The sequence below is a fragment of the Streptomyces sp. NPDC060205 genome (assembly GCF_042728395.1).
Taxonomy (GTDB): Bacteria; Actinomycetota; Actinomycetes; order Streptomycetales; family Streptomycetaceae; genus Streptomyces.
This window is the reverse complement of the sequence record NZ_JBHWZP010000464.1, coordinates 1-5,744: the sequence shown is the minus strand read 5'-3', so window position 1 is coordinate 5,744 and position 5,744 is coordinate 1. Positions and strand designations below refer to the sequence as shown.

Here is a 5,744-nt window from a genome sequence, read left to right as displayed (position 1 = left end):
CCTGAAGGGCGAAAAGCAGGGGCGCAGCCCCGCTTTTCAGGGGCGCGGGGAACTGCGCGATCAGCCACGACGCGCCCGCAGCCGACGAACCACCCGCGCCACCCCGCCCCCACCGGCCCGCGGACGACCCGACGGCGGAACCGTCAAAGCTCCGCCAACAGCTCCGCCTTCTTGACCGAGAACTCGTCGTCCGTGACGAGCCCCGCCGCGTGCAGCTCACCGAGGTGCCGGATCCGTTCGGCGATGTCCGCGGGATCGCGCCGGGCCCGCGGCGCCACCGCGACCGCCCCGGCGGCCGGCCCCGACGCCACGTCGGGCAGCACCGCCGGCCCCCCGGACCGCGCGGCCGCCAGCACGGCCGCGGCGAACGGCAGCGACTCGTGCACGGGCCCGTACCCCAGCCCGAACACGACGGCGGCCGGATCCTGATCCGCCTGCCCCGGCCGGGAGGCCCCGGTCTCGCGCCGCACCAGCCGCAGGTGCCCCTCGAAGATCTCGGGCGAGCGCCACTCCACCCCGCACAGGTCGGCGACGGCGAACGTCTGGTCGCCGGCCTTCCACTTCGCGGACGAGGCGCCCGTCCAGAACCACCGGAAGGCCACGGACTTCCCGTCGAAGGACGCCTTCCCGTCGTACGCCTTGAACTGGAGCGGCGTCTCGGGCGCCCGCACCAGATAGCGCTCGACCGGGCCCGCGTCCGGCGGCCCCAGCATCGCGCGCAGTTCGTCCGCGTAGTACTCGGCGAGCGTCTCCCGCTCGGCGGGCAGCACGAGGCGGTAGGGGTCGCACACATCCCTCAGCTGTCCCGCGGCCGCCTCCATCAACGGATCCGCGCCCGGCCGAGGCTCGGCACGCAGGACGACCGTCCCGCGCTTGCCGGGCGTCAGCGTCACCGACGCGATCGCGTCGAGCGGGATGCGCCGCTCACCGAGCGCCTGGAACAGCTTCGGCGTGCGGATCCCCCGTTCGAAGCGGATGAGCACGGAGTCGGACTCGAACTCCCAGGCGGCATGAAATCCGGCCAGTACGTCACCCATGCGGGCCATCGTATGCGGCATGCGCTTCCTAGTCCCCTCCCTGAGCGGCCCGCGCTTTCCTCGTCCTCTACGCGCGTCCGGCTTCGGCGGTACCGGGCAGACCCTCCCGGCACACGTCGTCCTCGTGTGCGCAGCTGACCGCGCGGTACGCGCCAATTCCGATCTCGGCGAAGTTCCGCAGACTGTCGGTCCCGGGCTCGAAATACCCGGTGTGTCCCTTCGCCCCGCGCGCGGACAGCACCCGCGCGCCGAAGTCCGAGGACATCGGGTCGGCGCCGTGACCGAGCCCGCCGACCTCCAGATGCGGTACGTCCTGGATCCAGTCGTCGGAGTCCCGTACGGCCCACACCCGCGCCGCGGTGCGCAGTTGCGCCGCCCGCTCGACCCGCATGCCCGGACTGCCCGCCACCGCTATGTCGGAGACCCGGGGCGGCAGCGAGTGGGCGGCCACTCCGCAGACCACGGATCCGTAGCTGTGGCAGTACAGCGCGACCCGTGAGCGGCCGGGCAGCCCACGGACGAGCGCGTCGAGCCGGACCGCGCCCTCCTCGGCGCGGGTGCCGGTGGCGGCGTCCATGCCGAGCCCGTTCGGTGTCGTGTAGTCGGCCCACGCGATCACGGCCGTACGCGTCCGGGGGCTGGCCTGGCGCTCGGCGCGGTAGAGCGCCTTGGCCATGCCGACCGGCGCCGTGTACTGGCGCTCGGTGCGCTGGAAGGTCAGCAGGTCGGTGTCGACGCCGGGCACCACGACCGAGACCCGCTCGGCCCTGCCGAGGTCTCCGAAGACCTCCGCGACCCGGCCCGAGCCCATCGGGTCGAAGGCGAGGATGCGGCGCTTGCCCGCCATCAGGGCCTCGTAGCGGTGCATCCGGCGGCCCGCGTCGCGCTGGCCGATCGCGGAGAGCCGCTTGTCGCGCATCCGGGCGATCTCGACCTTGCGTGCCTGGCCGAGGGCGATCCGGTTGGCGCGGTAGCGCAGGGCCACCGGCGCCCCGTTCATGTTGCCGACCGCGAGCGGATAGCGGGTGACGAGCCGGGTCCGCTGCCGCGTGTCGAGCGAGGCGAAGAACTGGGCCAGCCGGATCGGCGTCGTCTCGTCCGGGTCGGGCAGCCGGTGGCCGCCTATGTGACCGCGTTCCCAGGCGGCGAGGGAGGCCGCGATCGGGGTCGCCGCCCCTCTGTGACCGCGTACCGCGGTCCAGCCGGTGGTCCCGAGCATCACGAACACCACGGCCAGCGCGAGCAACATGCGCCAGACGTTGAGTTGGGGGGTGGAGTCGAAGGAAGTCACTGAAAGGACACACTAGGAGAACGAGAGGGTCTCGCGTTAACCGAGTGAGGCGGATCACGTTTCCGTTGGGGTAATTGGGGCAAAGTGAGCCTGCTCTTTGCCAGGTCATCACGCTGTGTACGCACATGGGATGATCCGTACCCGCAGGGTCACCACCCTGTGTGCGGCAGGAGTTACCCGGCGTCCCGGTGGCCGCTTCCGTCACGCGTGTGCCAGTTCTCGGTCAACGCGGGCCCCATCCCGTCCAGATACGAGGCGGTCAGCTCGCGCATCGCGGCCACGCTGAAGTCGTCGCCCGCGCCCCACCGGCGGGCCGCCAGCCGCATCACGCCGCCGAACAGGGCCACCGCCACGCGCGGGCGCGGATCGGCGTCCACGTCGACGCCCTCGCGTTCCGCGATCAGCAGGGCCAGCTGCTCCTCCAGTCCCTCGTGGCGGCGCAGATGGGTGGCCAGCAGCGCGGGGGTCGACTCGATCAACTGATAGGTGCGCATGTGCAGTTCGATCGGTACGACGGCCTCGATCGCCTCGCCGATGGTGTCCCAGCTCGCCATGACGGCCCGGCGCAGCGCGTCCAAGGGGGCTTCGTGCGGCGGGCGTTGGCGGACCGCGTCGAGGAAGTGCGACTCGGTCATCTCCTGGACGGCGAAGGCTGCCTCCTCCTTGCCGGCGAAGTACCGGAAGAAGGTGCGCTGGGAGACGTCGACCGCCTCGACGATCTCGTCGACGGTCGTTCGCTCGTACCCCTGGGCCGCGAACAGTTCCAGGGCGGACCGCACCAGCGCGTCCCGTGTGCGCTGCTTCTTGCGCTCGCGCAGGCCCGGTCGGGGTGCCGTGTCCATGAGTCCTCTTTCCCGCCCTCCGGGAAGCGCCCGGGGGACCGTCCGTTGCGCGTGTCCGCCCCGCGGATGACTTGTCAGTTACCGAATTGTGAATTGGTTTGTCAATTGTCAGCGGCTGTCACTAATCTCGATCGCATGACTAGTCAGACCACCGTCGACAAGACGGGCCCGGCCGACGAGGCCCCGGCCGCCTCCGGCCCGGCTCCGGCCGAGGGGCTGCGCGGCCACCCGTGGTTCACCCTCATCACCGTGGCCGTCGGCGTCATGATGGTGGCCCTCGACGGCACCATCGTGGCCATCGCGAACCCGGCCATCCAGAAGGACCTCGGTGCCACCTTCGCCGACGTCCAGTGGATCACGAACGGCTACTTCCTCGCGCTCGCCGTCACGCTGATCACGGCGGGCAAGCTCGGCGACCGGTTCGGCCACCGCCAGACCTTCCTCATAGGCGTGGTCGGCTTCGCGGCGGCCTCCGGGGCCATCGGGCTCTCCGACAGCATCGCCTTCGTGGTGGTCTTCCGGGTGCTCCAGGGTCTGTTCGGCGCGCTGCTGATGCCGGCCGCGCTCGGCCTGCTGCGGGCCACCTTCCCGGCCGAGAAGCTGAACATGGCGATCGGCATCTGGGGCATGGTCATCGGCGCCTCCACCGCGGGCGGCCCGATCCTCGGCGGGGTGCTCGTCGAGCACGTCAGCTGGCAGTCCGTCTTCTTCATCAACGTGCCGGTCGGCATCCTCGCGGTCGTCCTCGGCGCGGTCATCCTGACCGACCACCGGGCGAAGAACGCGCCGCGCTCCTTCGACCTGCTCGGCATCGGCCTGCTGTCCGGCGCCATGTTCTGTTTGGTCTGGGCACTCATCAAGGCCCCGGAGTGGGGCTGGGGAGCCGCGCTGACCTGGACGTTCCTCGGGATCTCCGTGGTGGGCTTCGCCCTGTTCGCGTTCTGGGAGAACAAGGTGCGCGAGCCGCTCATCCCGCTCGCCCTCTTCCGCTCGGTGCCGCTGTCGGCCGGTGTGGTCCTGATGGTGCTCATGGCGATCGCCTTCATGGGCGGCCTGTTCTTCGTCACCTTCTACCTCCAGAACGTGCACGGGATGAGCCCGATCGACGCGGGTCTGCACCTGCTGCCGCTCACCGGCATGATGATCGTCGGCTCGCCGCTGGCCGGCGCGCTGATCGGTAAGACGGGACCGCGTGTCCCGCTCGCGGGCGGCATGGCGTTCACGGCCGTCGCCATGTTCGGCATCTCGACCCTGGAGACGGACACCGGCAGTGGGGTCATGTCGATCTGGTTCGGACTGCTCGGCCTCGGTCTCGCGCCCGTCATGGTCGGCGCCACCGAGGTCATCGTGGGCAACGCGCCGATGGAGCTGTCCGGTGTCGCGGGCGGCCTCCAGCAGGCCGCCATGCAGATCGGCGGCAGCCTCGGCACCGCGGTCCTCGGCGCCGTGATGGCCTCCAAGGTCGACAACGACCTCGCGGGCAACTGGGCCGAGGCGGGCCTGCCGAAGCTCTCCCCGGCCGAGCTGGACCAGGCCGCGGAAGCGGTGCAGGTCGGCGCGCCGCCGGTGGCGCCGGGCACACCGCCGGAGATCGCCGCGAAGATCACGGACGTCGCCCATGACACGTTCATCTCCGGCATGAGCCTCGCGAGCCTGGTCGCGGCCGGCGTCGCCGTCGTCGCCGTCTTCGTCGCCTTCCTCACCAAGAGGGGCGCCAACGCGGAGGCGGGCGCGGGAGTCGGCCACATCTAGTCCGGCACGCCCGGCCCGGCCCGGCACGCCCGGCCCAGTGCACCCGGTCCGGGACATTCAGCCCCCTTCCGAAATCCCCTTACACCCCGCCGAGTTCACTCGGCGGGGTTTTCGCTTATCCGGGTGACACCTCTGCGTATGACTTTCATACCGCGCGTATCCCAGGTCAGAGTGGTCTCAACTGATCTGTACGGAACGGGCAGTTCGGTTGAAGTGGCGGCGTGCTGCCGGAGGGGGGCAGCACGCCGCGCAACCGCTTCAAAGAAGTACGCGTCTGAATTGACATGACCGGGGTACCCGACTTCCGAGCCCGAACCGACCGGCATTCGGTCGGCTCAGAGGTCCAGGGAGTTGATGATGGCGGGCTTCGGCCACACCACGCGCAAACACCCTCGCTCACGTAGCCGTACGAGGTCACGGAGCGGGCCGGACAGCGCGACGCTCGGAATCATCGGAGTCATCTGCGCGGTCGCCGGATTCTTTGTGCTGGGGATCATCCTCGGCCCGGCGGCCATCGTCTGCGGCTGGCTGGCAATGGGGCGCCGCTGGAACGGCGCCCGTCCGGTACCGGCACTGATTGCCCTGGTACTGGGAGTGATCGACACCGTTCTGGCCGTCGTCTGGATGGCTGGATCGGCAGCCCCCGGCGGAATGATGTTCTGACCGAGCTGAAGATTTCAGATGTGCCCCGCACCCTTCGAAGGGCCGCGGGCCACGTCTCTGCCCGCGTCACGCCCGTGCGGCCCGGTGGGGGCGGGCCGCGCAGTTCCCCGCGCCCCCCAAGGGGGGGGGGCCCCGCAGGTAGCGGGGGCGTAGAAACAA

5 protein-coding genes are annotated in these 5,744 nt (G+C 70.7%); 2 read left to right on the top strand and 3 right to left on the bottom strand.

What is annotated here, in order from left to right:
- Positions 1 to 143: 143 nt before the first annotated feature.
- The 3 genes from ACFWGJ_RS41015 to ACFWGJ_RS41005 form a co-directional block, all read right to left on the bottom strand.
- Complete coding sequence (locus ACFWGJ_RS41015; RefSeq protein WP_387334056.1) at positions 144 to 1,046, bottom strand: DUF4429 domain-containing protein; 903 nt, start codon at positions 1,044 to 1,046, stop codon at positions 144 to 146.
- Between the two features lie 58 nt (positions 1,047 to 1,104).
- The gene (locus tag ACFWGJ_RS41010) at positions 1,105 to 2,328 is read right to left on the bottom strand and encodes an alpha/beta hydrolase (protein ID WP_387334055.1); all 1,224 of its coding nucleotides are present in this window, start codon (positions 2,326 to 2,328) and stop codon (positions 1,105 to 1,107) included.
- 173 nt (positions 2,329 to 2,501) lie between these two features.
- Positions 2,502 to 3,170, bottom strand: a complete 669-nt coding sequence (locus tag ACFWGJ_RS41005) for a TetR family transcriptional regulator (protein WP_387334054.1) — start codon at positions 3,168 to 3,170, stop codon at positions 2,502 to 2,504.
- Between the two features lie 135 nt (positions 3,171 to 3,305).
- Here ACFWGJ_RS41005 and ACFWGJ_RS41000 point away from each other — a divergent pair, with 135 nt between their 5' ends.
- Together ACFWGJ_RS41000 and ACFWGJ_RS40995 are read left to right on the top strand one after the other, a co-directional pair.
- Positions 3,306 to 4,922: an MFS transporter gene (locus ACFWGJ_RS41000; protein ID WP_387334052.1), complete on the top strand. Its 1,617-nt coding sequence runs from the start codon at positions 3,306 to 3,308 to the stop codon at positions 4,920 to 4,922.
- Positions 4,923 to 5,276: 354 nt separating this feature from the next.
- Positions 5,277 to 5,585, top strand: a complete 309-nt coding sequence (locus ACFWGJ_RS40995; RefSeq protein WP_387334051.1) for a small hydrophobic protein — start codon at positions 5,277 to 5,279, stop codon at positions 5,583 to 5,585.
- The last annotated feature ends 159 nt before the right edge of the window (positions 5,586 to 5,744 follow it).